The sequence below is a fragment of the Paenibacillus sp. NN59 genome (assembly GCF_057597225.1).
Genome location: NZ_CP199678.1, coordinates 3,903,119 through 3,925,990 on the forward strand (window position 1 = coordinate 3,903,119; position 22,872 = coordinate 3,925,990).

Consider the following 22,872-nt stretch of genomic DNA (forward strand, 5'->3'; position numbering starts at 1 on the left):
TGTAGAACTAAGCAAAACAGCCCCTTCTATCACGAAGGGGCTGCTTTGTTTATTGCCTGAAGGTCACGTTGATCTGCACAATTTCGGAACGGCTACTTGTCCTGATTGGTGGCCCCCAGAAACCGTATCCCGAGGTGACAATCGAGTGCATGGACCCCTTTTGCAGATAACCCCAATCATTCTCATAGATCGCTTGTGTTATGAATTGTGCCGGTGCAATCTGTCCCCTGTGGGTATGACCCGATACGACTAAATCAACGTTGTTCTTCTCGGCGATATCCAGATCGTACGGCTGATGATCCAGCATGATTACAGGCTGATTCAGATCTGCATTTTGCATAAGCGTTGCTACGTCTGCCCGATCTTCTTCCGTTCGGTCTTTCCGTCCAATCAATGTGATTTTGTTGTCCAATACGATCTTGTCGTCATAAAGCACCTGCATATTGCTTTTCTCCAACGCAGCGATTAAATCCTCTATAGGACCGTCAAACTTGTCATGGTTCCCCAGTGAAGCATATACGCCATAAGGAGCCTTGATTTCACTGATAATGTCGGCAATACCACTCTTCTCATACATCGCCAGATTGTCATCAATCAGATCACCTGGATATAAGACGAGGTCAGGTTTGAGGGCATTAATCTCCTCTACCATTCGTTTCGCATGAGCAGGACCAGACAACAGTCCAAAATGCATATCCGCAGCCATGACAATATTCAGCTTATCGACGCCTTCCACCTTTTTATCAATCTGAATGTTATATTGTCTGACGACTGGACTGTACGCGTTGAAAATTCCGTATCCCATTGTAGAGATAAGAAAAACCAGCGTAACTACACCCGCCCATTTATGAGCGTGATGTCTAGGAATTCGCGTCAAGCGCAGAAGCCACAACGTCAGGTGCACAACAGGTAATATGAGCAATAATAGCGAGAAAACCGCCAGCCAATAGGAACCGATGACACCGAGAAACGAAATGCTGCCAAATATGCGCGCCAAAATAAAGGAAGCCGCTAGAAAAACTAGTGCTACGATATACAACCAGCGAAATCTGGCTGCCACTACGGGTTTCATCCAACTCCAGCCGCTCCAGCCTATGTAGAAGACTAATAATCCATATACGAGCAAAAACAAAATACCTACGAGTACAAACATGCCTGGCCTGACCCCCACCTTCAAAAAGTTATATACTGCAATTTTAACGGATACAGTTCCGTCTGAACTAGTATAACGTAAATAGAGGTGCCCCAGCATCTTTTACAGACTCCAGATGGGTACATTTTATTACAATTTGATGATATTAAATTTTGAAGAGTCTCCACCTCTGTATTATCAACCATACATACCGAAGTTGTGCCAAAACCAAAAAAACACCTCTGCAACTCTCCCCTGAGTAAACTCAAAAGGATTGTTGCAGAGGTGCTTATATTTAAAAATTACTCGTTAGTATCCATCCATTGGAAGTGGAATGAACCTTCTTTGTCCACACGTTGGAATGTGTGTGCGCCGAAGTAGTCACGTTGTGCTTGCAGCAAGTTTGCTGGCAAACGCTCTGTACGGTAGCTGTCGTAGTAAGACAACGCGCTAGAGAAGCCTGGTACCGGAATACCTTGTTTCACCGCAGCGGCTACCACTTCACGCCATGCATCCTGATAGGATTCCACGATGTTTTGGAAGTATGGATCAAGGAGCAGGTTTTTCAGGGCTGCATCTTTATCGTATGCTTCCTTGATGTTTTGCAGGAACTGCGAACGGATAATGCAACCGCCGCGGAAGATCATCGCGATGTTGCCGTATTTCAGATCCCAGCCATATTCGTCGGATGCGGCTCGCATCTGTGCGAAACCTTGAGCGTAGGATACGATTTTACTTGCGAACAGCGCTTTGCGCACGTTCTCGATGAATGCTTTTTTGTCACCAGAGAATGCTTCGGCCTTAGGTCCGTTCAGGATTTTGCTTGCAGCGATACGCTCGTCTTTCATCGCCGACAAGAAACGGGAGAATACGGATTCCGTAATCATGGACAATGGTACGCCGAGATCCAGCGCGCTCTGGCTTGTCCATTTGCCTGTTCCTTTTTGTCCAGCGGCATCCAGAATAACGTCAACCATTGGTTTGCCTGTTTCTGGATCGTATTTGGAGAAGATATCCGCTGTGATCTCGATCAGATAGCTGTCAAGTTCACCTTGGTTCCACTCTGTAAAGATTTCATGCAATTCTTCTACGGAAACGTTCAGTACGGATTTCAGCAAGTGGTATGCTTCACCAATCAACTGCATGTCACCATACTCGATGCCGTTATGCACCATTTTAACGTAGTGTCCCGCACCGTCAGGTCCGATATACGTACTGCACGCATCATCGCCAACTTTGGCAGAAATTGCTGTGAGGATCGGTTCTACAAGCTCATAAGCACTTTCCTGACCGCCCGGCATAATTGCAGGACCTTTCAGTGCGCCTTCTTCCCCACCGGATACACCTGCACCGATGAAACGGAAACCTTTGGCTTCCAGCTCTTTGCTACGACGCTGTGTATCAGGGAAGTACGCATTACCGCCATCGATAATGATATCTCCTTGATCCAAATGAGGAAGCAATTGCTCAATAGTAGCATCCGTCGCTTTACCCGCTTGTACCATGATCAAGATTTTGCGTGGTGATTCCAAAGAAGCTACGAACTCTTCAATGGAAAACGTTCCGATCAGGTTTTTACCGTCTGCTTCTTTCAGAAGATCATGTGTTTTCTCCGGTGAGCGGTTAAATACCGATACCGAGAAACCTTTACTTTCAATGTTAAAAGCCAGGTTTTTCCCCATTACTGCAAGTCCAATGACACCAATCTGTTGTTTACTCATTATGTCCTCCCGATACTCCATGATTTATATATATTTTTCGTTAAACCTTATCCACACGTATGGCTATTATTGTACTGTTTTTTTCCAGTCTGCTGCAAATTTCTCCATCCCTTGATCTGTCAGCGGATGTTTGGAAATTTGTTCAATGACTGCAAATGGAACTGTTGCAATATGTGCTCCAGCCATCGCTACACGTGTAACGTGATCCGGATGTCTAACGGATGCAGCAATGATCTGTGCATCGAGATTATGTGTGCGGAACAGTTCAGCTACTTTGGCTACCAGTTGTACGCCGTCTTCGGAGATGTCGTCCAGACGTCCCAAGAACGGAGATACGTAGGTTGCACCTGCACGAGCTGCAAGCAACGCCTGATTCACAGTGAAGATCAAAGTCACGTTTGTTTTTACACCTTTTTTAGTCAAGTAACGGCAAGCCTCCAGACCCGCAAGCGTCATTGGCAATTTAATCGTAATGTTTTTGTCGTTGTTGTTGATTTTGATCAATTCATTCGCTTGGGCAATCATTTCTTCAGCAGTCAGCGCATCTGGCGTTACTTCAGCGGAAACAGACTCCACTTCAGGCACAAGCTTCAGAATTTCTTCGATGCGGTCTTCGAATTTCACGCCTTCTTTGGCTACCAGGGAAGGGTTAGTTGTTACACCAGACAATACACCGATTTTGTACGCTTTTTGAATGTCTTCCACGTTAGCTGTATCGATAAAAAATTTCATGATTAAATAACCTCCGATTAGTTTGATTTTTTAAGTTGTTTTGAATTAAATGTTGCCGTTAACTGCGATCGGTACATCGCTGTCTTGCTCGGAAATCAGTTCACTTGGTTCATCAAACCACCAATGATGACCTTCCGCCTCAAGCATGGCATCCGACTCCGCTGGTCCATAGCTTCCTGCCGGATATAAGTGAAGTGGTAGCAGATTTTCATTGAATGCGTCCAGAATCGGTTGCACCCAAGCCCAGGATAACTCAACTTCATCCCAATGTGCAAAAAATGTCGGATCACCATGCAACGCATCGCGAATCAAGTTCTCATAAGCTTCTGCCAGATCTCCCTGATTAGGAGCAAGATCAATGTGAACGGGTTTGAACTCCCCTTTATTTTCAGGATCACTTGCGTTCAGTTGCAGTGTCATGCTTTGATCCGGGCTCATCTCAATCACAAGCAGGTTCGGCTTCGAACCGTTGTTCTTGATCAGGTGACCTTGGCCAGAAGGTTCTTTGAACTCAATCACGATTCGTGTTGATTTCTCCTTCATTCTTTTACCCGTACGGATGTAAAACGGAACACCTCTCCAGAAGAAATCATCAATTTGCAGCTTCGCGGCAATAAATGTGTCATTCATCGTGTTCTCGGCAACACCTGGTTCATCTGCATAAGCATGTACCGGTTTTCCTTGAATGCTGCCTGCAGCGTACTGTCCACGGATGATGCTTGCTCCGACTGTTTGTTTCTGAAGGGGCTGAATGGACTCCATAATGTGTTTCTTCTTCTGGCCCACATTTTCGGAAGTGCTGTTATATGGAAGCTGAATCGCCATCATCATAAGCAATTGCAACATATGATTCTGGAACATGTCACGCACAGCACCTACATGATCATAATAGGATGCGCGTTCTTCGACACCTACAGTCTCATTTGCCGTAATTTGCACGTTAGAGATGTAACGGTTGTTCCAGAGAGCCTTCATAATCGGGTTGCTTTGATGAAGTGTCTCTAGCTTCTGAACCATCGGTTTACCCAGGTAGTGGTCAATCCGATAAATCTCTTCCTCTGTGAAGGATTCACTCAGCTTGCGGTTAAGGTCACGTGCTGACTGCAAATCATGACCAAATGGCTTCTCGATGACGAGCCGTTTCCACCCTTGCGTTGAACCAAGCCCGCTTGCCTGAATATTTTCAGCGATCGGTTCGAAGAATTCCGGACCAACCGAGAGATAAAACAAGCGATTGGATGGGATGCCCAGTTCAGCTTCTCTTTGCTCAACCAATTGAAGCAACTTTATATAATCTTCCTTATGTGTGATATTCAATACACTGTAGCGAAAAGCTTTTACAAATGATTTTACTGATTGATGATCTCCTTGACGTCTGGAGAACTCATGTAAAGATTTTTCCACTTGAGCTTGGAAAAATTCATCCGACCATTCTCTGCGGCCCATGCCGATCAGGGAGAAGGTTTCAGGAAGCTTTTTCTCAAGGTACAGATTATATAGGGCAGGATATATTTTTCTTTTGGCTAAATCTCCAGTAGCACCAAATAAAACAATTGTTGTTGGTTCCATCTTACCGTGCTCCTTCCAAGTAACTCTGGTTTCTTTGTTGTAGTTACACTATAATACGTTTTATAGCTATACAAGTAATTAATATATTTCACAGGAGCTATAGACGATATCTATGACAACAAATTATGAATTATATAAAGTCTTTTACTGGGCTGCCAAAACAGGCAGTCTGACCCAAGCCGCCAAAGCCCTTTACATCACACAACCCAGCGTCAGTCACGCGATCAAACAGTTGGAAGACAGCTTCGGACTCACTCTTTTCTATCGAAATTCCAAGGGGGTTGCATTAACCCAGGAGGGTGCCAGCCTGTACTCCTATATTGAACAATCCCAGATTCTCATCTCCCTTGCAGAAGAAAAAATGGCTGCGCTAAAAAATCTGGATAACGGGGAACTTCGGATTGGCGGTAGCGACTCCCTCTTCAAACATTACATGTTATCGTATCTGGAGGAGTTTCACATTCAGTACCCTAACATCAAGCTGCATCTAAGCCATGGAACGACGCCTGAAGTCATCACGTTTCTGAAAGAAGGCAAAATCGATCTTGGCGTTGTGCGTATGCCCATCGTTGACCCACAGCTGGAAGTGCGGGAGAGCATTCAACTAAAGGATTGTTTTGTTGCCGGCGAACGATATGCCCAGTTGAAGGGAAAAGTGTTGACCCTTGAACAACTGCTTGAACATGAGCTTATTCTGTTTTCCCGGAACAGCCGGGTTCGGATGGCTATCACAGAACTCTTCAATCATTATAATTACACGTTAAAACCAGAAATAGAGGTCGGCAGCGTTGACCTCCTGATTGAATTTGCTCGCCGCGGCTTGGGAATCTCTTATGTCACACGAGAATTTATCTCCAAAGAGCTGGAAGAAGGCTCTCTCTTTGAGATTCAGCTCGACGTTCCTCTGCCTCCATCTCATGTAGGGATCATGACAAAACGCAATATGCCGATCTCTTCGGCTGCGAATCACTTTATGGACTTAATTTTCAAAGCACAGGCGGACACCTCGAGAACATGATCCGTTGAGAACAAGATAAAGAGCCTCAAGGCCCTGCATGCAGGATCTTGAGGCTCTTTATCTTCTTTATTTTAAATAAATTATAGTGATTACTGAATGAAGTGAGTTCTTTAACTTTTAATGGCTGACTAGATAAGAAGCGTCCAGAATGAGAGCCACTTTACCGTTCCCCAGAATGGTTGCACCAGATAGATGATTCATTGCTCCGAGGTATGTTCCAAGCGACTTAATCACCACTTCCTGATTTCCGATGATTTCATCCACTGCATAAGCCGCAATTTTATCGACAGAACGCACAATGACGAGTGGAATCGTCTTGGACTTACGGTCGTTACGCGGGTACTGCAACTTGTCACACAGTCGGTAGAAAGGCACGATACGTCCATGATTCAAAATGGATTGCTGTCCCTGAATCATCTGAATCTCTTCCGGTTTAATGCGCACGATCTCCGCTACGTTGTACATTGGCAAAATCAATACCCTGCCAGATACATTCACCAGAAGCCCTTTGATAATGGCTAAGGTGAGCGGTAACCTAATCGTAAATGTCGTTCCGATACCAACCTCTGTATCAATATCTATGATGCCATTCAACCTTCCGATCTGGCTTCTTACGATGTCCATGCCAACACCTCGGCCAGATACATCACTAACGGTTGAAGCCGTAGAGAACCCTGGTTCAAAAATCAGATGAACGGCTTCCTGTTGATTTAAACGAGCCGCTTGCTCTTCAGTTATAATGCCTTTTTTCAATGCGGAAGCTTTAATTTTCTCCCCATCAATACCCTTGCCATCATCAGAGAAACGTATGACCACATGATTTTCCTCGTGGTATGAGGTCAGTTTGATTCGTCCTTTGGCAGGCTTGTTCTGTTGGGCCCGAACCTCAGCACTCTCAATGCCATGATCTGCACTGTTCCGAATTAGATGGATTAACGGATCACTGAGTTCTTCGATAATCATGCGATCCAGCTCAGTCTCTCCGCCTTTAATGACCAGCTCAATATCTTTGCCCAGCTTCTGCGACAAATCCCGAACCAGCCTCGGGAACCGGTTCAACAATTGATCAATAGGCAACATCCGCGTCTTCATAACTCCGTCCTGCAGTTCCTTAATGACTCTACCCATATGGTCGGACACTCCACCAATACTTTGAATCACTGGGGAGGGCTCCTTACGGGCACCAGTACGGCTCAAATCAGCAAGAGAGGTCTGATCAATAAGCAGCTCACCGACGAGGTTCATCAAATGATCCAGTCGCTCCACACTTACGCGAACCGTAGGCTGGGTTGACTTCATCTTATCTTCATGAAGAGGCACTGACGTGTCGCTTTTTTCTTTTCCAACTGTCATTTCAGTCTCTATTAATTCAGATGTTACAGCAACCTCTTCTGTCGCCAAAATATATGGACCGACATCCACGCTCCGAATATCCGAATCTCCGGATAACGCACTCTCAATCTGAGCTTGATCCAGAGAAGATGCTGTAACGATCACAAACTCGTTATAGTGCGCTTCTCCCAGTTCCTCATCAAGACCCTGCTTTTCAATGGATGTCGCTAGTACACTGCCACATACATCTTCAACCCGTTTGCACAAAATATGATATCTAGCTGCTTTCATCAAACAATCTGAGCTTAATACAATGCGAATGGAAAAAATCTGCTGACCTGGTTCAAGTACTTCATCGAACAGATTCGACTCCACAGACTGTAGAACGGGTGACTTAGTCTGCTGAGCCAAGGCCGGTTGATGAATCATGTCTTGTATTTCTTTAACCACTGCACGGAAATCAGTAAAACTTTCGCCTTGCACGTATTGATCCCTAAGCACTCTCATGGCATCCAACGAACGAAAAAGGGTGTCAACGAGTTGTGCGGTAATTTCCGGTTTCTTGGATCGCACCCATTCCAATGCATACTCCACTTCATGTGTCAGATCACTTAATTCACGAAAATCCATAGTCGAAGCCGAGCCCTTAATCGTATGAGCCGCCCGAAATAAGGTCTGCACAAGTTCCACAGAAGGTGAAAGCTCAAGTGCAAGCAAGGACTGATCCATCCGTTCCAACTGATCATTCAGTTCTTCGATAAATATGTCGCGATAGGCGGACAAATCCATCATTGGTGCATTCCCTCCTAACCGCCCAATATTTCATCCAGTTTCAATATACCAACCAGACTGTCTCCCTGTTGGCCTACACCCTGAAAAAATATCTCAAGGTTGCGTCCATGACCTCCAGTAGGCGGATGTATTTCCGAATAAGTTGTGACTTTGCTGACTCGATCTACAATCAAACCGATATACTCATCTTGATAACGTACCACAATGATTCGGGTCGCCCGGGTTGCCGATTCGTCTGGCATGCCAAGCAAATTGCGCAGGCTCATGACGCAGACAACTTTACCACGTAGGTTCATGACTCCTTTGATTTCGGTACGACTAAACGGAATATCGGTAATACTTTGCATTTTTATAATTTCATGAATTTCTTCGATTCGAATGGCACAGGTCTCTGCGCCGACAGACAGTTCGATATATTGTTCTTTCTGAAGTGAAGACATTCGTTTCACCCTCAATTCGTTATTATGACTGTGTTTTGAAAGCAGACGCAGATACAGACAATTCTTCAGCAAGGTGTGCGAGCGATTGACAAGTTGCAGCCGTTTCTTCCGATGCCGCCGCAGATTCCTCACTGGATGCAGAGATCGACTCTACCGAGCTCATCACCTCCGCAGCTTGTGCAGCCTCTTCTTCACACGCAGCCGCGATTTCATTGACTTTCTGGGAAGAATTATTCACCATCTCAATGATCTGATCAAAGGCTTGTCCTGTTTTGGATGATTGTTCCACACTATCCGAAACGGCTTGTACGCTTTGTCTCGTATTCTCCTGCATCACTTTGATAATCGTAGTGATTTCTTTGGTCGCTTCGCCACTGCGTTCAGCAAGCTTGCGAACTTCATCAGCTACAACAGCAAATCCTCTTCCTTGCTCTCCTGCACGGGCTGCTTCAATCGCCGCATTTAACGCAAGCAAGTTTGTCTGCTCCGCGATGTCGTCAATAACTTCGATAATGTCGCCAATTTTGCGTGAATCTTCTTCGAGCTTCGCCATTTTCATATTCACGGCTTGCATACCTTCCAAGGAAGTCTGAACAACATGACCGCCTTCACGCGCTGTTTTCACCGTATCATTAGATAACTCGGCAGCTTCTTCAGCACTTGCAGCTACAGAGTTGATCGCCAGAGACAACTCTTTAAACAATTCGGAGATGTTTGCTGCTTCACTCGATTGACTTGTGCTTGTACTAGCAATTTCCTGTGTGCTTGCCGAGATTTGTTCAGACGATGCTGCAACGCTCTGTGAATTCATGACAATGTTATTAATTAATTCTCGCAGATTGTCTACCATGCGATTAAGCGCAAAGGCCAGTTGCCCAACCTCGTCTTTTGAGGAGATATCAGACTTGAGGGTAAGGTTTCCGTTAGAAACTTCTGTAGCTAGACCTAGCATAGCCATTAGAGGTCTGGAGATGGAACGGGAGATCACAAATCCAATGATAATACTAAAAATAATCGAACCAATGACCAAAACAACGGTAACTGAGAATGCACTTGTGTACGCTGCTTCCGACTTTGAATTGTTCTGTTCCGCCAGTTTAACGTTCAGATCCACCATTTCACCCATCGTAGCGAGGGCTTCATCACCAGGCGGTTTGAGTGTGTCTTTCAAGAAAACGATAAATCCTTGATCGTCATCACTTTTTGCCAGCTCTATACCTTGCTCAAAGATTCGCATGTAATTTGAGTACTGTGTATCGAATTTGCTAAGGAGCTCAGTTTCTTCGGGGGTCGTTGCCAGAGGACGATAGCCTTCAATTTGACTCTCGATGTTACCTTTAATGGTATTAATATTATCGACAATGCGAGTTTGCTCTGTGGCATTTTTCTCAAAGTTGAGATCACGAATGTTAACCCGCATCCTCTGGTAATTCATTTGTGCTCCGCTCAATTCTTTTACTGAAATCAGATTGCTGTTATACATTTCTTTCATGTGCTCATTGGTACTTCTAAGTGTCGTGATTGAATACACTCCCAGAATCGCAAGAATCAGAGATACTACCAAAAATGCTGAGATAATCTTTGTTGCTGTTTTCAAGTTGCCAAACCACTTCATTTTATCTCCCCCTAAGTTTCTTCGTGTCTAGTTATGTAAATAAAGTTTGCTAATCCATTCTATGGATCGCTCTCCAGACAACATACGATGTATTTCGACAGAAATATTAGAAAACTGAATAGATAAATTTTATTTTTGCAAACTTTCGTTTTTATGTAAAATTTTTATGATAAATAAGACTCTTGTGTTTATATTATTAAATACTATTAATCTAAATTTAATAGAATAAACATTCATATTAACGAAATTTATATATACATTTTTGTACATATCTCTTTTTTTGATGATGGACGATCAATGTTATCTTTTTTACTTGGACCTATATGTTAGTTCATAGTTCTTTGGACTAATTCATATGATAACTATATCGAGATAGTTCTACTCACCTGTTCAAAACATCTAATAAATACGACTTAAGACTAATAATAAAATTAAAATACATGATTCAATTGAACTAAAAAAACAATCAAATTCACTATACAGGAGTTTGATTGTTTTCTAGATTCATATGCAATTTTTTAGCAATTTCTGAACAATAAACTCAAATCCATCCACTATCATTCATATTAATAAATCTGCTCTAGCTCTGCTAGACGATTTTTAATTCGCTGTGGAATAAGTTCAAACAGCTTGTCCCATGTCATAAACATCTCCGGTTTCAACAAATACTCTTCAAACTGCATCGAGGGTACAAATGCTTTGGTTTGCAGATATTTTTTGACACGGGCATCGATCTGTTCACTGGTTTGGAAAAACGGTTCAAACATTTCATTTACAAGCAAGCCATCACATCCTGCCTGGGCGCCTGCTACACTATACAGATTGGGCAACAATTCAAATACAATCGGCAATGGTGAAAAGGCGTGTTTCCCCGGCTGGGAGTAAAGGCAAACATGATGACCAACCAGATTAACTCTATCTTTTAACAGCCCTCTTAATACTCTCCCATGAAAGCTGGCTTCGCAATCCACGACTTCTCCATCATGTCCCACATACACCCATACATGCTCCAGCTCATAGAGATGTCCGATCTCGTAATCCCACCATATCGCATATTCGATAACATACTTTACTGCTTCAGAAGGAAACTGCAGCTCTCTACGAAAAGAAGGAGACGGCCCAGAATGCTCAAGCACGGACACGCCAACGAAATCCGGATAAAAAGGCTCATTCTGATCAAACATGATTACTGGTGCATAACTTAATGCTGTTTCCAGCCATTCATTTTTAGCAATAGTCATAGAAGAATCCTCCATTTTCATTGTTGTTACTCCTATAGTAACAGAGAGAGGGTGAATGGCGTCAACTTATGTAAATGTAAAAACCTGCAACCGAATATACGCAGTTGCAGGTTAGGGAATAATATTCAATTAAGACAGGTTAAACAGCCCGGATGATTTCGGTTATTAACGTTATTCCCTTGGCGCCTTAGAAGCCTTGGAAGCTTGAACGGAGGTATCCGAAACGTCTGTTCCACAACCAATATTAGGGCCAAGAATGGCATCATTCTGGATGGACGCAACCGCTTTGGCATAAGCTTCTTCATCCAGACAATATGCACGGTGAGCAACCTCCGGCGGTGTAGCCGCAAGAAAATCTGCCCCAAATACAATATCCGGTGTCGGTTGATCAAATATGGTCAGCACATATACGCCATCGGTCTCCGCAACAAACCAATGAAACCAGCCTTTTGGAAAAACAACCACTTGCCCCGGCTTCAAACGATACGTTATCCGTTCACGTGTGAACGGATTGAACACGGAAGCTGTAATCTCACCGCTGATTACCACGACCATCTCGGTTACATTGGGGTGCCAGTGGGGTTGCACAATAATCCCTTTACTCAGATAGACATTAAAAAAACCATTCTCAATCGTTGGCAACTGCTCTCCAAATAACTGAGTGACGTAGTTGCTTGAATCTCTCCGGTAATTCACCACAGCATTGGAATCAGCAGCAAGCGGAACATTGGGGGATTTCAAGATCGGATTGATCATCGGTTATATTCTCCTCCTTGGGCAAACATCTCGTTGTTGTACTGTATGCTGGGACATCATGAGATAATACTGCACTCAAGCTCTGGCGTATAACTAAGTCAAACTGTGCGTGCTGCGGATAAGAAGAACGTGGGCTGTGCTTGCCTTGAATTGGAAGTTTGTGAGGCTTAGATGATATAATTCTGATAACGAATTGGGCTTCATTTTTTTCCAATGTACTCTTTATATGTTGAGAGGAGTTTATTATGTTTCCATCTATCGGGGATATATACTGCAGCTTTAATGAGCAAATGCAACAATATACGGCCTGTCAGATCACTGCTTTGAAAGAAACAGAAGATAAAAAACCACGTCAACTAGCCGCGATTCTGCAATTGAACTGGTCTGGAGATCAGCTCCCAACGGAATCCGAGCTTGACGTGATGAAACCACTGATCTGCAATTTCTTTTTTTGGAATGGTACCTTAGAGCATAACTATGTAAAAGCGGATGTTCCTGTATCCTATATTTTAGTCGGCAACCGACCTCCCCTAATTACCGAAGAATCACGAAGTTACAGTTCGGGTTGGCCGGCCGGAGAAAGCCTGTATCGTCAGCGGCAATGGGAACTCATCAATGAAAGCCGCAGAACTCTTTTTAAGCAGGCAGCTCATGACCACAGTGACATCACCGCCCGCGGGATTAAAATGCGACGTAACACCAGCACGATTCGTAACTTTATTCCAACTTCAGCTGACGATGTAGCTGAACTTGAGGCACTTCCGTGTCTGACTCATATCGAGATGAATGGGTACCACGAGGCTATCATTCCTTTTCTGAAGGAGAATCCCTTCGTTTATGAACTTCATGTACAGAACCACGGGCAACGTATACTGAATTTCAGTCAAACGCATTTGACCCGGCTTGTTGTGGATGCTAGCGGGATGGAAAAGATTATACTAAATGACATGATGGATTTCCTAAGTCTCACTGGCGAGATCAGTCCAGGTCTTCTTATTGATACTACTGGAGACGGACATCGGCTGACCTTAAGTATAGCGGAAATTTTTCCGGAAATTCGCGGTCTTTCTCGTCTAAGTAGCCTTCAATTGTACAAAATCAAGGAGCTTGATATTGAATCTGTCGTTCAAGCATATCCTGAACTTTCCGAATTACGCTTGTGGGGTAAACCCGGCACAGTATCCGGTATTCATTCCATTCAACATTTAAAGTCCTTGCAAATGTTCAGCACGAATGATCTATTTGGTTTTGAGGGAGATCAATTTCCAAGTCCCGAGCAACTTCCTGAATTACATACGCTTTGGATGAGCAGTCTCCCGGCAGAAGCAGCCAAGTCGATCAAAACCCGATATAAAAAAGTTGCCGAAACCCGAATCGATCTCGATATCACTCAGCCTCGTAAACCGGAATGGCTCGCTGAAAATCTGAACAATCCATTTCGGGATTGGGACGGAAGGGAACAGATCAAGGCAGTACATGCCAAAAAAGCCGCGCAGTTGTATAAACAATCTCTGAAGCGGATTCGTGAATTGAGCCAGAGAAATGATTATGAAGACACACTCTCCGATCAGCTCATTTCTTTCACTCAGGAGTATACACAGACGTTTAATCAAATGGATGGCATATCGGAATGGATTGAGACGATTGAGCGTGAAGAGATTGCTACGGCGCTTGCAGATTTGATCGATCAACTAGAGGATCAGTTGAAAACAACCCAGTCAGGTTCCTTCAAGATTGATCGGGAGCAGTTATACGAAGTCTTCGATCGGACTAGAGACTTTTAGAGCAGATTATAAAAAGAAGACCACAGCCTATCCCCTATTCAAAGGGACAAAGCTGTGGTTCTCTTTATATTTATTCTACTGATTTATGAAGCTTCAACCGTTGTTCCACAGTACTCACAATCCGTGAACTGTTTCCGATACACCTTTACCTTCGCCCCGCACCCCGAGCAGGTCACTGAAACTTGCCTTGGTGCTTCTTCAACCTTCTCTTCAACCTTTCCTTCTTCGTCTTTAGCATACTTGTCGCTGTTTATATTTATCTCTGTGTAGCTATATGACTGGTTATTTGTATAATGCACCGTATTACTATTGTAACTTGAGTAACCATTTCCAATTTCTTGGGGCCGATAAGTATTTTCTAGTGCCGGATCTGAATCTCTCCCATAGTCCCCTCCATAAAATTGTTTTTGAGGAACCTTTTTTCTTTGGAGTAATTTAATCGCTGAAAATATAAAAATAAATTCTAATACAAGGAGACACATAAAGATAAAAGGCTCACTCTTGATTTGTTTGTGATTACCTGCATTAAAAAAGGCAATAGGCATACCAATTGCATAGATCAAAAATATCAGTCCAAAAAACGCTCTGATCATGATAATTCCTCCAAAGAACACTCTGTAAGCACTCAAATAATCTATCACAAGTCTTCATTCTTAAGCTTCAAGCAAGTCAGTGAAACTACGAAGTTCTTACCGTTGTCCCACAATACTCACAATTTGCCGAAGAATTAGGATATACCTCTACCTTAGCTCCACATCCAGAGCAATTTATCGAAACCGGCTCTTTTTGCTGGGTATGGTTTTTATCAAGGTACACATCCTTATAATGTTCTTTAACACTAGTCGGATGTTGATCATTACGAGCCGATTTAGAACGAGACTTAGGTCGACCACACATTTTTATTCCCGTAACCAATACAATAACACCAGGAATAAAAAGTACGATTAAACTAAACAAGGCTAGACCAGCTTCATCCGCCATCATCATTAATGAGAATAGAATGGTTATAAACGAGATGATGATTAAAATAATTCCAAAAAACCTCTTCACTTGCTTCTCCCCCTAAAACATGGTTAAGATTTGAGCGAAAGAATCTGTTGATTTCTTTCTTTTAGACGAGACATCAATCGGGATAATTGCATAGCCACACGTTCACTATTTACTACTTCTCCTGCCTCATACTGAGTAGACAGTTCTTCTCTCAACAATTCAATATCTATAAGAATCTGACGATCATTATACTGCACGGCAGCTGGAGCGATTGGATCGCTATATTTAACCAGCTCAATGATGGCTTCTACTGACTTCCTGTCCTTTTCCACATTCAACATTGGATGTCTATCCATCATATCAAGCAACTGATACATGGCGTTCTCAATTGATTTCCAGTCGTTAATATTCAATTGCTCGTTGGCTTCATGCTCACTTCCTGATCGAATATAGATCATTAAAATAGCGCACAAAATGAAAGCAAGAGCCGCAGTGATTACATGTAACAAAACAAACCAGCGCAGTGCATAATCTGCGAAACCTACGAATAACGCATAAAAAATGACACACCCCAGATAAATGATTAATACAATGCCTATAGCTGTGTAACCTGGGACAAAACGTTTAAAGCGATCCATATTTTGCATCACATGACGCGCATAAATCCACAAAGTCGTCATCGCAACGTACGATGCGGCAAGATTGATCCAGAATGGAAATGATAGAATATCGTTGCTAAACATCGTAAATGAGATGATCGAATTTAAAATTAAACAGACAAGATAGATTACATCTAGAATAAAAATGTTGCTCCGTTTCACCATCACTAAGCCTGCCCCCCTTCTTGCAGATTATTTCCGCAATCGAGACAGAATTTCTGACCAGGTTGTACTTCATGTTGACATTGATTACACTTCAACGTTAAACCTGTACCACAGTTTCCACAAAATTTAGTGTGAGGCCCATTCATGTGGTTGCAATTAGGACATGGCCTTGGCATCGGCTCGTGACACTTCACGCATTCAGACGCATTCTCCGCATTATCAGCCCCACATGAAGGACAAGCATAATATTTGTCACCGCAGTTCGGACAAAACTTAGTTCCTTTCTCCATCGTGTGACCACAATTATTACAGTCCGTCGTTGCAGATTTTTCAGCTAATGATTTGCCGCATTTACTGCAAAAAGAGCTCTGTTCCTGATTCGGATGTTGACAATGCCCGCACAAGCGTACGGCAGGCGTTTCTGTTGTTGTAGACATGACTTTGGACATTTCAGACATTCCGCTACTAAACGAACCTCCCAAGCCAACGCCCATGCCCATACCAAGACCTGCGCCCATAATATCAGACTGCATGCTTCCTTCATTCTTGGCTGCACCTTCAAGCGTGTCGAATGAGCGTTCCTGCTGATAGGTGTATCCAATGATATCCATTTCCGCTTTGCGCGCGAGTGCTTCCCGTAATCGAATGACCGATGGGTCTTCTTCGGGCAAATTGACATTATGAATGTATAGATTGATAAGTTCAATTCCAAACTCGTCAAATGTAGAAGCGATGTTGTCCGCAAAGTGTCGTGATATTTCAGCGATATAGGCATTAATTTCTAACACACTTACTTTTCTATGTATTAAATAGGAAGATAGCATCGAATTGATATTCATCGTAATTAATCCACGGAAGTAGTTCACCATATTGAGCTGATTAAACTCTGGCAGTGTTCCTACAAGTTTAACTAAAAATTTTCGTGAATCTGAGATTTTCATGCCCATTTGTCCAAAAGCTCTAACAGGCACAATAATATTATATTTCGGGTCCTGAACCTGAATCGGATTCGCAGTTCCCCACTTGACGTCCATAGCACTTACTTGATTCACATACCAGACTTCTGCAGCAAAAGGAGACTTTCCTCCGAATGGAAGGTTAATAAGTCGGTTTAGTATCGGGATGTTCGCTGTACTTAACGTGTGCCTGCCTGGCCCGAACAGATCAAGGGCCCTTCCATCCTTAAAGAGTATAGCCTGTTGAGATTGATTTACAATTAACTGAGTCCAAGTTCCCAATTCAGTCTCCGGATGTTTCCAGGCAAACACGTCGGGCGAACCGTCATACTTGATTACATCAATAATAGCCATATTCTATTCCTCACTTTAGCTTAAAATACTAGATTTCAACATCTATGATCCCAACCAACACAATCATAAGATATATTAATATTCGTCAATTATCGTGTTTTTTCATGTTTAGGCATTGCTATTTTACCATTTCTAACCTTCTTACGCACTAGTATAGTTCATATTTCATGAGATATTTTTCCTATTTAGGCACCACTTTGAGAAAACTCAAAAACCTCTTGCAATCGCAACCGCGTTATGCAAGAGGTTTCACAAATCAAGACACCACTGTTTCTAATTCAAAAGCCGTTCAATGTAAACCTCAGGTTCGTCCAAAAATTGTTCAAACGTGCATAATGTGCCCTGTTCCTGATGTTCAATATCGGCATAACCTATCATCTTTTTGCTTGGATTCCAGACGATGAGCATATGAGAGTACTGATCCAGATCAGAGGATAAACGCAATAGCTTCTGCCTGCCCATCTTCATCTCCACCGTATCTGTCAACGAAAAGAATTCAATATAACCAACGCCAGCGGGACAGCTTGGCATGTCTATTCGGCGTGAACCTTCGGTCAGAAAACGGATTAACGTTTCCGGAAGCTTGTAAGGTTTTAATGCATGCAGTTTATTGCTCAGATTATGGAACTCCTCAGGCTCGTGTGATTTCAAGTATTCAGCCATTTCATTATTTTTCTGACTGACCGCAATCGTGTAGGCCCGCTCCCCATCCTTCTCCTGCAACGTCACATCCGCACCTTGTTCCACCAAATATTTGACCATTCGCATACTGTTCTGCCGTGCAGCTACGGTGAGCGGTGTCGCTTTGTACGGATAAACCATATCCGGCTCGTTGTAGTTGATGTCCACACCCTCATTCAGCAGGTATTGAACCGTTTTCATATCATGATCCGATACTGCTTTTCGTAACGTTTTGCCGCCATATTTGCGGATGTCCAACCCAAGGTCGTTCAACACCGTAATATTCTTTTTGTTCCCGTAGTATGCCTCATCGTATGCACTTGATTTCAACCGGCTTACTCCATTCAATTTGGCTCCTTGCTCAACTAAATAACGGATCACATCTGCTCCACCGTAGCGCGCCGCATATAAAATGGCTGGATGATCTTTGGCATTGATCTTGGCTCCTCGCTCCACAAGAAGTCTGACCACCTTCGACTGATTACAGATCAATGCCAGATCAAGCGGACGAAGCGTAATGTTTGAGCTTATTGCTATTTTTTCTTCCAAATCCATACCTTGCTGTATATATGCTTCAACACGGGCAACATCTCCTTGGTAGATTGCGAGGGCTGGATCAGGTAACGTTTTGAACGTGCCTTGATTACCGATTTTGTACATAAGTTTGGCCTCCTCTGCAATGAAATAATGAAATTGATGTTTGTTGAGCTACCCAAATGAATATGCTAACATAGTGGGCAACCCTTCGGAATCTACATACTAAATACATAACGAACACAGAAAGGACACTATGAATTCCCTAAACCTTCATCATACATTGCAACAGATCATTCCACCGCTGGATCTCAGAAGCTGTCTGGTCAGTGTACGCGGGGAGATCGTTTACAAGCATTTTCGGAACACACAGGCTGAGACAGATATCGCCAAAATCAATTCATGTACCAAGAGCATCATCTCTGCGCTCATCTGTATCGCCATGGATCAAGGGCTACTGCCCGAGGCAGGCACGCCCATATCTACCTTTTTCCCGCAGCTTACTTCTGATCCTGATCCACGTAAACCAGCAATTACCCTAGAGCAACTGCTTACAATGACAGCCGGATTTAACTGGGACGAGTTCGGCGGACAAAATTCGTTTCCACGGATGACACGTACGGATCATTGGATCAACTTTGCTTTAGAACAACGTTTGCGACATGAACCCGGCACACATATGGAATACAATTCGGGAGTTTCCCAGATTCTATCTTCAATATTAATGCAACATGTAGGCATGAGTGTAGCAGCGTATGCCGAGCGTTATTTATTTGGCCCACTTGGCATTCAAGATTATGAATGGGAGCAAGATCCCCAAGGTGTACACACGGGTGGATTTGGCCTGAGATTGCTACCAACCGACTTGCTCAGATTCGGACAACTCTACCTTCAGGAAGGGAATTGGGAAGGAAAACAGCTTATTTCCAGCCAACTCGTCAAACGCTCAACGCAACCCTTCATCACGGTCCCTCCACCAAACCATGGCAGTTACGGATGGCACTGGTGGGTGGATCAATATGCAGATCAACATCTTGACGATAACTCGCTCCCCCAACACCGACCTACGCATTCAGAGCGTCTCAAATCACTAGATTATTACTACGCCAGAGGATTTGGAGGTCAGTATGTATATGTTGTTCCCGAGTTGGAACTTGTGACCGTGCTGACTAATGACAAACGCAAGAAGGAAAAGCCACCCATCGACGTATTCCCCAGATTCATTGTGCCTGAATTGTGGAAGCTAGCTACCTTTTCCGAATAAATTTACAATGATTCGAAGAGAGATATTTCAAACATATACCCTTGCCTGGATTGCGTGATCGTTAAGTGGAAGGGCAAGGGTACTCAGACATTAGGAATTAACCTGCTACGGCGTTCTCCCTTCTGTCCGTTTCAGGGCAATTGTCTACGATCCGATATTTTCCAACCTCAACTCTCCCTTTACACCATTGCTTCCTCTACAGCCAACGTTATAGGATAAGGCCCTGACTCCTGATTTGAAATAACCACAAGTTGAATCCCATGCTTGGGATACACGCCAGACATAAACGAAACACCTGGGTCAAAACCCATGACATGAGCCTTAAATATTTCTTTTTCACGTAACTCCAGCCATATCCCCAAACCATAAAATTCCTCGTCCTCATCGTGCGCGTAGGGTGTCAACAAATACCGTGTCATCTCCTCACCGAGCAACGTATACCCCAGCAGAGCATCCCAGAAACGAATCATATCTGGTGCGGTTACATAGGCTCCGCCATCTGCTCCACCTTGAACAGGGATCGAAAAAATATTACTAGTCCATGTCCCGTCGTCAGCATCGATATATCCAATAGCTGTGTTACGCGGAAGCTGATCTGTCAGGAAATAACCTGAATCTTGCATACCCGCACGTTTGAAAATATGTTCCTCCACATATGTTGTAAAGGCCAAGCCAGTGTATTGCTCCACAATGAGTCCGAGTACGATAAATGCCGCATTGTTATAATGAAATTTCTCACCAGGAGCAGACTTCATTGGCAGATGTTGAAACATAGCCAGAAAATCACTGAGCTGTCGCATCACATACACGGGCCTGTCTCTCCACAACGCTGAAAAATCATCCATCTCGTCCTCATCAAAATAATCCGGTACGCCAGAAGTATGGGTCAGCAACTGGTGCACTGTAATCTCTGAATCCCACGCCGGAAACGTAAGGTTTAGGACATCCTTTAATTTGGAATCTAACGTAAAATGTCCTTGCTCAATCAACTGACCTATACTTACAGCTGTGAAAACCTTACAGCCCGAAGCAATACCAAAACGTGTATTCACATCATTCAGAAGTTCATCACTGCGGTTCGCATACCCTCGCACCATCTGAAAAAGGGTCTCTCCCTCCTGTTTGCACAGCACAACACCCGAAAAATCTTTTTGTTCCATAACCTCTTTGACTTTTTCCCTGACTTTTGCTGCATCCAGCATATCGAAGCACCTACGCTTTCTTATCATTGGTTTGTAAACTTCGTTGATCTGGTCCAGACCCTCTCGCATTCAGCAAATAATATAACGTGAGATAGATAGTAAAAAGAAACGTTCCAAAGAACATACAAAACGCCAAGGAGGGCCGACTAACACTTTCGTTCATCAGCCTGATTAACAACTCGCGATTAGTCAATGCATCCCAGCTGTTTAACCGATAAACCCGTCCAAGCAGAACACCATAACTGCCAAGAGCTGTTCCACCCATTACAAATATCCATGACGCCGCACGTCCTAACCGATTATAGATGACTTCCTGAATCTGATACATTGATAGGAAGCCGATCAGCAGTCCTGTCCACACAAACATCAGCACAACCATCAGATCATACCAATAGTGAAACTCGGCAAGGCTTCCAGAGAAATACCTTGAACTCCTTGACGTCAGGTGAAGCAAATCCGTAACGATATACGAAGAGTTGGGGAAAAACAACAGCCACATCATCGCACTCGGTATCGCGATCCATATGGCTCCTTTCCATTTCAGACGGCCCAAACCATAGGTTAGGGATGAGAATACAAATGGAATCCAGCCCAAAAACAAATTCCAGATTAGGAAACGGAAATACCGCTGATTCAGCCAGTCGGCCGCTATGTAATACAACCCCAGCGTGACAACCGTAACTGCACTAAGAAAAACAAACATGTGCACATAATTTAGTTTTCTCAATACGTACAACCTCACTTGTGTTGAATTCAAAATCTACTTCATTCATGGCATATATTTACTATTTTTCAAATCTATTAGATCATACCATGTATAACTCTAGAATCAAATTTATGATAGAGAAACTAAAGTAGATTAGACGGTATATAAAACAAAAAAAGCGACGGTCCTTTTTAAAAGGATCATGTCGCTTAAATAAGTAGTTACAGTTAAACATTTCATTACTATTATTAGTTCATAATTGCACAGTTGCCAGTTTGTTTGGATTGACAATGAGATACACGCCATGGATTCGCTTCCCTGAAGCATCCATTTCCAAACATAACACTTCAGTGACCTGCCCATCTTTCATTAAAGCGAGCTGAGGCTCGCCATTAATGAATGCAGGCTTCCACATTCTTTCTCTTAACGAACGTAGCACTCTAGGAGAGGTAAGGATGGCGAGCACACCTTTATGCACATGCATTGTTCGCATAATCGTGCGTGCTACGCCACCGCCATCCGCTGTGAACACAGGCTGATCTGTCAACAGCTCCAGCATAGCTGAAACGTCATGTGCTAGAAATGCCGTGGTGAAACGGCTAAGCACTTCTTTTTTAGTTTTCCAATTGGCGCTCGCTTGCTCTATCACTGGAAGTTGTTCAGGTAAATTTCGTCTGGCACGACTGTAAATCTGTCGACAGTTGCTTTCTGTTTTCCCCAGCCATCCCGCAATCTCCGAATAGTCATGCTCAAACGCTTCGCGTAGCACAAAAACAGCCCGTTCCACGGGTGACAGACGTTCAAGCATAACCAGATAGGCGTACGAAATCATTTCTTTTTGCTGTATCGCTTCCTCTGGCGTATTAACTAATTCATGAACACCAAGCGGCTCGGGAAGCCATTCCCCGACATAATGCTCCCTCTGGTTGCGAGCAGAGTTCAACAGATTCAAACAGCGGTTCACGATAAGTTTTCCAATGTAAGACTTGGGTTGGTGAATAAGCTGATTCCTCAACTTTTGAAGTTCTGCGAAGCAGTCCTGAACGATATCTTCCGCCTCAGTCACACTGCCCAGCATTCGATATGCGATCGCGAAGGCATAATTCTTATACTGTTTATACAATGCACCAACATCCAGAGAAGACGGTTCCGGCGTATACTTATGTTGATTAGAATCAGAATTAAGATTGGACTGCATAGGATCGCCTCCTCTGGCTTGGTTCGTTTAT

At 43.5% G+C, this 22,872-nt stretch carries 20 protein-coding genes; 3 read left to right on the forward strand and 17 right to left on the reverse strand.

The window, feature by feature from the left end; translation table 11 throughout:
- Positions 1-49: 49 nt before the first annotated feature.
- The 4 genes from ACT89M_RS17095 to zwf all read right to left on the reverse strand — a co-directional run bounded on the left by ACT89M_RS17095 (position 50) and on the right by zwf (position 5,154).
- Complete coding sequence (locus tag ACT89M_RS17095) at positions 50-1,153, reverse strand: metallophosphoesterase (RefSeq protein ID WP_308722000.1); 1,104 nt, start codon at positions 1,151-1,153, stop codon at positions 50-52.
- Between the two features lie 281 nt (positions 1,154-1,434).
- Complete coding sequence (gene gndA, locus ACT89M_RS17100) at positions 1,435-2,853, reverse strand: NADP-dependent phosphogluconate dehydrogenase (RefSeq protein WP_154890519.1); 1,419 nt, start codon at positions 2,851-2,853, stop codon at positions 1,435-1,437.
- A gap of 66 nt (positions 2,854-2,919) precedes the next feature.
- Positions 2,920-3,585, reverse strand: coding sequence for a fructose-6-phosphate aldolase (gene fsa / locus ACT89M_RS17105; protein WP_090916923.1), 666 nt, complete (start codon positions 3,583-3,585; stop codon positions 2,920-2,922).
- 45 nt (positions 3,586-3,630) lie between these two features.
- Positions 3,631-5,154 carry a glucose-6-phosphate dehydrogenase gene (zwf, locus tag ACT89M_RS17110; RefSeq protein WP_154890521.1) on the reverse strand — a complete coding sequence of 508 codons (1,524 nt, stop codon included), beginning with the start codon at positions 5,152-5,154 and terminating at the stop codon, positions 3,631-3,633.
- Between the two features lie 112 nt (positions 5,155-5,266).
- On the opposite strand from zwf, the gene ACT89M_RS17115 reads away from it, so the two are divergent.
- On the forward strand, positions 5,267-6,172 hold the full coding sequence (locus ACT89M_RS17115; protein WP_154890522.1) for a LysR family transcriptional regulator: 906 nt from the start codon (positions 5,267-5,269) through the stop codon (positions 6,170-6,172).
- A gap of 117 nt (positions 6,173-6,289) precedes the next feature.
- Here the strand turns inward: ACT89M_RS17115 and ACT89M_RS17120 are convergent, their stop codons facing one another.
- The 5 genes from ACT89M_RS17120 to ACT89M_RS17140 all read right to left on the reverse strand — a co-directional run bounded on the left by ACT89M_RS17120 (position 6,290) and on the right by ACT89M_RS17140 (position 12,348).
- The gene (locus tag ACT89M_RS17120; protein WP_308723353.1) at positions 6,290-8,296 is read right to left on the reverse strand and encodes a chemotaxis protein CheW; all 2,007 of its coding nucleotides are present in this window, start codon (positions 8,294-8,296) and stop codon (positions 6,290-6,292) included.
- A 14-nt stretch (positions 8,297-8,310) separates the two neighbouring features.
- Positions 8,311-8,736: a chemotaxis protein CheW gene (locus ACT89M_RS17125; protein ID WP_154890524.1), complete on the reverse strand. Its 426-nt coding sequence runs from the start codon at positions 8,734-8,736 to the stop codon at positions 8,311-8,313.
- 22 nt (positions 8,737-8,758) lie between these two features.
- Complete coding sequence (locus ACT89M_RS17130) at positions 8,759-10,351, reverse strand: methyl-accepting chemotaxis protein (protein WP_154890525.1); 1,593 nt, start codon at positions 10,349-10,351, stop codon at positions 8,759-8,761.
- A 566-nt stretch (positions 10,352-10,917) separates the two neighbouring features.
- The gene (locus tag ACT89M_RS17135) at positions 10,918-11,592 is read right to left on the reverse strand and encodes a hypothetical protein (RefSeq protein WP_154890526.1); all 675 of its coding nucleotides are present in this window, start codon (positions 11,590-11,592) and stop codon (positions 10,918-10,920) included.
- Between the two features lie 171 nt (positions 11,593-11,763).
- On the reverse strand, positions 11,764-12,348 hold the full coding sequence (locus ACT89M_RS17140) for a cupin domain-containing protein (RefSeq protein ID WP_090916939.1): 585 nt from the start codon (positions 12,346-12,348) through the stop codon (positions 11,764-11,766).
- A gap of 245 nt (positions 12,349-12,593) precedes the next feature.
- On the opposite strand from ACT89M_RS17140, the gene ACT89M_RS17145 reads away from it, so the two are divergent.
- The gene (locus tag ACT89M_RS17145) at positions 12,594-14,132 is read left to right on the forward strand and encodes a hypothetical protein (RefSeq protein WP_154890527.1); all 1,539 of its coding nucleotides are present in this window, start codon (positions 12,594-12,596) and stop codon (positions 14,130-14,132) included.
- 83 nt (positions 14,133-14,215) lie between these two features.
- On the opposite strand, the gene ACT89M_RS17150 is transcribed toward ACT89M_RS17145, so the two are convergent.
- From ACT89M_RS17150 to ACT89M_RS17170, 5 genes are all read right to left on the reverse strand, one after another.
- The gene (locus tag ACT89M_RS17150) at positions 14,216-14,725 is read right to left on the reverse strand and encodes a hypothetical protein (RefSeq protein ID WP_154890528.1); all 510 of its coding nucleotides are present in this window, start codon (positions 14,723-14,725) and stop codon (positions 14,216-14,218) included.
- Between the two features lie 85 nt (positions 14,726-14,810).
- Positions 14,811-15,182 (reverse strand): hypothetical protein, encoded by a 372-nt coding sequence (locus tag ACT89M_RS17155; protein ID WP_308723354.1) that lies wholly within the window; start codon positions 15,180-15,182, stop codon positions 14,811-14,813.
- Between the two features lie 23 nt (positions 15,183-15,205).
- Positions 15,206-15,949, reverse strand: a complete 744-nt coding sequence (locus tag ACT89M_RS17160; RefSeq protein WP_308723355.1) for a hypothetical protein — start codon at positions 15,947-15,949, stop codon at positions 15,206-15,208.
- Positions 15,949-17,256 carry an SPFH domain-containing protein gene (locus ACT89M_RS17165; RefSeq protein WP_154983609.1) on the reverse strand — a complete coding sequence of 436 codons (1,308 nt, stop codon included), beginning with the start codon at positions 17,254-17,256 and terminating at the stop codon, positions 15,949-15,951. The genes ACT89M_RS17160 and ACT89M_RS17165 overlap by 1 nt, the downstream gene beginning before the upstream one ends.
- Positions 17,257-17,529: 273 nt before the next feature.
- On the reverse strand, positions 17,530-18,597 hold the full coding sequence (locus ACT89M_RS17170) for an ankyrin repeat domain-containing protein (protein ID WP_308723356.1): 1,068 nt from the start codon (positions 18,595-18,597) through the stop codon (positions 17,530-17,532).
- 130 nt (positions 18,598-18,727) lie between these two features.
- Between ACT89M_RS17170 and ACT89M_RS17175 the strand changes: the two genes are divergently transcribed.
- Entirely contained in the window at positions 18,728-19,735 is a 1,008-nt protein-coding gene (locus tag ACT89M_RS17175) for a serine hydrolase domain-containing protein (protein ID WP_253493685.1), read from the forward strand.
- 179 nt (positions 19,736-19,914) lie between these two features.
- On the opposite strand, the gene ACT89M_RS17180 is transcribed toward ACT89M_RS17175, so the two are convergent.
- The 3 genes from ACT89M_RS17180 to ACT89M_RS17190 all read right to left on the reverse strand — a co-directional run bounded on the left by ACT89M_RS17180 (position 19,915) and on the right by ACT89M_RS17190 (position 22,841).
- A complete protein-coding gene (locus tag ACT89M_RS17180) occupies positions 19,915-20,964 on the reverse strand; it encodes a serine hydrolase domain-containing protein (protein WP_487344764.1) in 1,050 nt (349 codons plus the stop codon).
- Positions 20,948-21,664, reverse strand: a complete 717-nt coding sequence (locus tag ACT89M_RS17185) for a DUF1361 domain-containing protein (RefSeq protein ID WP_308723357.1) — start codon at positions 21,662-21,664, stop codon at positions 20,948-20,950. The genes ACT89M_RS17180 and ACT89M_RS17185 overlap by 17 nt, the downstream gene beginning before the upstream one ends.
- Before the next feature lie 232 nt (positions 21,665-21,896).
- On the reverse strand, positions 21,897-22,841 hold the full coding sequence (locus tag ACT89M_RS17190) for a sigma-70 family RNA polymerase sigma factor (protein ID WP_308723358.1): 945 nt from the start codon (positions 22,839-22,841) through the stop codon (positions 21,897-21,899).
- Positions 22,842-22,872 lie beyond the last annotated feature (31 nt).

Excerpts from the sequence above, each read along its gene's own strand:
- ACT89M_RS17095 (WP_308722000.1), bottom strand. The coding sequence starts at position 1,153 with ATGTTTGTACTCGTAGGTATTTTGTTTTTGCTCGTATATGGATTATTA.
- gndA (WP_154890519.1), bottom strand. The coding sequence starts at position 2,853 with ATGAGTAAACAACAGATTGGTGTCATTGGACTTGCAGTAATGGGGAAA.
- fsa (WP_090916923.1), bottom strand. The coding sequence starts at position 3,585 with ATGAAATTTTTTATCGATACAGCTAACGTGGAAGACATTCAAAAAGCG.
- zwf (WP_154890521.1), bottom strand. The coding sequence starts at position 5,154 with ATGGAACCAACAACAATTGTTTTATTTGGTGCTACTGGAGATTTAGCC.
- ACT89M_RS17115 (WP_154890522.1), top strand. The coding sequence starts at position 5,267 with ATGACAACAAATTATGAATTATATAAAGTCTTTTACTGGGCTGCCAAA.
- ACT89M_RS17120 (WP_308723353.1), bottom strand. The coding sequence starts at position 8,296 with ATGATGGATTTGTCCGCCTATCGCGACATATTTATCGAAGAACTGAAT.
- ACT89M_RS17125 (WP_154890524.1), bottom strand. The coding sequence starts at position 8,736 with ATGTCTTCACTTCAGAAAGAACAATATATCGAACTGTCTGTCGGCGCA.
- ACT89M_RS17130 (WP_154890525.1), bottom strand. The coding sequence starts at position 10,351 with ATGAAGTGGTTTGGCAACTTGAAAACAGCAACAAAGATTATCTCAGCA.
- ACT89M_RS17135 (WP_154890526.1), bottom strand. The coding sequence starts at position 11,592 with ATGACTATTGCTAAAAATGAATGGCTGGAAACAGCATTAAGTTATGCA.
- ACT89M_RS17140 (WP_090916939.1), bottom strand. The coding sequence starts at position 12,348 with ATGATCAATCCGATCTTGAAATCCCCCAATGTTCCGCTTGCTGCTGAT.
- ACT89M_RS17145 (WP_154890527.1), top strand. The coding sequence starts at position 12,594 with ATGTTTCCATCTATCGGGGATATATACTGCAGCTTTAATGAGCAAATG.
- ACT89M_RS17150 (WP_154890528.1), bottom strand. The coding sequence starts at position 14,725 with ATGATCAGAGCGTTTTTTGGACTGATATTTTTGATCTATGCAATTGGT.
- ACT89M_RS17165 (WP_154983609.1), bottom strand. The coding sequence starts at position 17,256 with ATGGCTATTATTGATGTAATCAAGTATGACGGTTCGCCCGACGTGTTT.
- ACT89M_RS17170 (WP_308723356.1), bottom strand. The coding sequence starts at position 18,597 with ATGTACAAAATCGGTAATCAAGGCACGTTCAAAACGTTACCTGATCCA.
- ACT89M_RS17175 (WP_253493685.1), top strand. The coding sequence starts at position 18,728 with ATGAATTCCCTAAACCTTCATCATACATTGCAACAGATCATTCCACCG.
- ACT89M_RS17180 (WP_487344764.1), bottom strand. The coding sequence starts at position 20,964 with ATGATAAGAAAGCGTAGGTGCTTCGATATGCTGGATGCAGCAAAAGTC.
- ACT89M_RS17190 (WP_308723358.1), bottom strand. The coding sequence starts at position 22,841 with ATGCAGTCCAATCTTAATTCTGATTCTAATCAACATAAGTATACGCCG.